The sequence below is a fragment of the Streptomyces sp. WAC 04229 genome (genome assembly GCF_003947455.1).
Classification (GTDB): Bacteria; Actinomycetota; Actinomycetes; order Streptomycetales; family Streptomycetaceae; genus Streptomyces.
In genome coordinates, this window is sequence record NZ_QHJH01000350.1 from 1 (window position 1) to 3172 (window position 3172).

At 72.2% G+C, this 3172-nt stretch carries 2 protein-coding genes and 1 pseudogene; 1 reads left to right on the top strand and 2 read right to left on the bottom strand.

All coding sequences use genetic code 11. The features are described from left to right. The first annotated feature begins 638 nt into the window (after nucleotides 1-638). On the top strand, nucleotides 639-1838 hold the full coding sequence (locus DMH12_RS37915) for a winged helix DNA-binding domain-containing protein (protein WP_125495794.1): 1200 nt from the start codon (nucleotides 639-641) through the stop codon (nucleotides 1836-1838). Nucleotides 1839-1929: 91 nt separating this feature from the next. Here the strand turns inward: DMH12_RS37915 and DMH12_RS37920 are convergent, their stop codons facing one another. Together DMH12_RS37920 and DMH12_RS37925 are read right to left on the bottom strand one after the other, a co-directional pair. Continuing rightward, nucleotides 1930-2736: a class I SAM-dependent methyltransferase gene (locus DMH12_RS37920; protein WP_125495795.1), complete on the bottom strand. Its 807-nt coding sequence runs from the start codon at nucleotides 2734-2736 to the stop codon at nucleotides 1930-1932. A gap of 95 nt (nucleotides 2737-2831) precedes the next feature. After that, nucleotides 2832-3172 (bottom strand): annotated as a pseudogene (locus DMH12_RS37925) (LLM class flavin-dependent oxidoreductase); the annotation flags it as partial.

Genomic DNA, 3172 nt, shown 5'->3' on the forward strand with positions numbered 1-3172 from the left:
GACCTCGGGCGGATCCCCGGGCGGACCCGCGACCGGGCAGAAAAACGGGCCGGTCCGTGGGGGGGGATACGGACCGGCCCGAGGGGGGGTTTCCACCATAACCCTTTGTAAGTGATGCTGCGTACATCGGCGTGCCAAAACTACTCTCCGCAGTCGGCCCGCAACGCCGGGATGCCCTCGGAAGCCCTCATTCCGCCCTGAATCATGGCCAAAACACTGCCACCCCCCGGGCTCACGCCGGACACACAGCGAATACACCGCGGATTCACAGGTGAGTGAAGTGACGAGAGGGCCGATCCCGGGGGCGGCCCCTGTCCCCCGACCGGGTGACGGGTGGGGTGCACGCCCGCTTGACCCGGCACCGCGCAGCCCCCTCCACTGCGCGGTGCCACACGCGCAGCTTTGCTCACGCGAATTACCTCGCCCGAATTTACGTGACCCGTCCGCACTAAACGGACCCGTGGAGGACAACGATGAATAACGATGTGGAAACCCTGTGAGGATCCAAGGGTGATTTCGCACCCTCGTTCCGGCCGCCACACCCTTTGCGAAGGCACGCCCCATACGCCCGGACAGGTCCCATCCCACCCCGACCCACTGGGACGAAATCCGTCCTACTGCTCCCTTAACGTCACCTCATGACGCAGACGACGCGGATCACTTGGGCCGCCGCGAGCGCACGGCGCCTCGAACGACAGTTCCTGGCCAAGTCCGCCCGAACGGGCACCCCGGCCGCCGACGTGGCCGCCGCGATGCTCGGCGTCCACGCCCAGGTCCTGTCCGCGGCCGAACTCTCGGTCGGCCTGCGGACCGAGGCCATCACCCGGGTGGAGGTACGGAACGCCTTGTGGCCGGCCGCCTCACCCACCGCGCCCGGCCCGGCCCCGTCACTGGTCAAGACGCACGGCCCGCGTGGCACGGTGCACCTGCTGCCGGCCCGCGACCTCCCGATGTGGTGCGCCGCGCTGCCCGCGATCCCCGACGGCTCGGGCCCCTTCGCGCCCGACGTACGCCTCACCGAGGATCAGGCCGAGCAGGTCGTGACGGCGATCGGCGACGCGCTCGACGGCAGGTACCTGACCATCGACGAACTCGGCGAGGAGGTCGTCGCCCGCACCGGCCCCTGGGCCGGCGACCTGGTGATGCCGGCGTTCCAGACCATGTGGCCGCGCTGGCGCCAGGTCCTGCACCGGGCGGGCCACTGCGGCGCCCTCTCCTTCGGCCCCAACCGCGGCCGCAAGGTGACGTACACCCGCCCACCGCGCTTCACCCCGCTCCCGCCCGAGGAGGCGACGCGCCTCCTGGCCCTCCGCCCCCTGCGGGCGTACGGCCCCGCCACACCCCAGCACTTCGCCCGCTGGCTGGCCGCACCACCCGCCTGGGCGAAGGGCCTGTACGAGGAGATGGCCGGTGCGGACGAGATCGAGGAGCTCGACTTCGAGGGGACACGGGCGTGGGTGGCGGCCGGCGACACCGGCTTCCCCGCCGCCCCGGAGCGGGACGACCTGGTACGCGGGGTACGCCTGCTCCCGTACTTCGACGCGTACCTCATCGCCGCCCAGCCGCGGGAGCTGCTCTTCCCCGGCGCCGCCTACGAGCGGGCGCTCGCGGGCGGGCAGGCCGGCAACTTCCCCGTGCTGCTGGTCGACGGCGTCGCGGCGGGCGTCTGGCACCAGCTGCGGCGGGGCCGCCGTACGACGGTCACGGTGGAACCGCTAGGCCGCCTGACGGCACGGCAGGAACGGGAACTGGCGGTGCGGGTAGAACGGGTGGGCGCGGTCCTGGAGGCGCGTGCGGAGCTGGTGATCGGAGAGGTACGGGTGGGACCGCACGCGTGAAGGCGGGCTCAACCGCCGTCGACGACGACCTCACTCGAAGAACTCGAAGGACTCGAAGGACTCGAAGGGCTCGAAGGGCTCGAAGATGAAGTCAGCTGCCGTGCGGCTTGCGCAGGTCGAAGAGGTGCCGCGCGCTGTGCGCCACGAAGGATCCCTCGGCCTCGATGCGCTCGTGCAGGTCGCGCAGCCGGTCGCGGTACTCCTCGACGGTGAACCCGGGGACCATCCAGACGACCTTGCGCAGGAAGTGGACGACGGCGCCGACATCGAGGAACTCCATCCGCAGCCGCTCCGCCCGCAGACCGACGACCTCGAGCCCGGCGGCCTCGGCGTCGGCACGCTCGCGCTCGGGGTCACGGTGGCCGTAGCTCTCCTGGGGCAGCGGCCCCAGGAAGTACTCGATCAGCTCGAAGACGCTGGCGGGACCGACGTGCTGGGCGAAGTACGTGCCGCCGGGCGCGAGTACGCGGGCGATCTCGTCCCAGTGCGGCTGGACGGGGTGCCGGCTGACGACGAGATCGAAGGCGCCGTCGGCGAAGGGCAGGGGCGCGTCGTCCGGCGAGGCTACGACGGGGACACCGCGGGGCCGGAGCAGCCGGGTGGCCTCGGCGAGGTTGGGCGCCCAGCCCTCGGTGGCGACGACGAGCGGGGGCCGGCGCTCGGCCCCGCCCTGCTGGAGGGCGAAGTCCAGCACCTCCCCTCCCCCGGTCTGCACGTCCAGCGCAGCGGTGGCCTCGGCCAGCCGCCCCGCCATGGACGACGCGTACCCCCAGGACGGCCGCGCCTCGGTGGCCCGCCCCTCGAACCAGGAGAAGTCCCACCCTTCGGTGGACACGGAGGCGCCTTCGGCGAGGAGCTCGTCGAAGGTACGGGGGCGAGGCTGGGGCGGGGAGGACATGCGGGCGAATCCGTTCAACGAGCTGAGGAGACTTACGAAGATCAGGAGGACGGGGAGGAGCAGGAGGATTGCGAGGACGAGGCGGAGAAGGCGGGCTACTTCACCAGGGGCCGGACGTCCTCGGCGGCGAACCGCACGAACGCCTCCGGATCGGGCTCGTCCCCGGTCGGCTGGAGGATCACGGTGTCGGCCCCGGCCTCGGCCAACCGCCGCACCGCCTCGGCAACGGCGTCCGCGTCCCCCGCGACCCCGAGACCGGGCACGTCGGCGTCGCCCTCGGCGACCAGTTCGGCCCGCAGCCGCTCGGCCGCGCCGGACCCGGTGGCGGTGAGGAGATAGACGACGACCGTGTGCGCGTCCGTCCGCCCGGCGGCCTCCCGCCCCTCGTCGATGAGCCGCCGGGCGGACGGACGCGCACACGGTCGTCGTCTATCTC

Coding starts and splice junctions, on each gene's coding strand:
- DMH12_RS37915 (WP_125495794.1), top strand. CDS start 639: ATGACGCAGACGACGCGGATCACTTGGGCCGCCGCGAGCGCACGGCGC.
- DMH12_RS37920 (WP_125495795.1), bottom strand. CDS start 2,736: ATGTCCTCCCCGCCCCAGCCTCGCCCCCGTACCTTCGACGAGCTCCTC.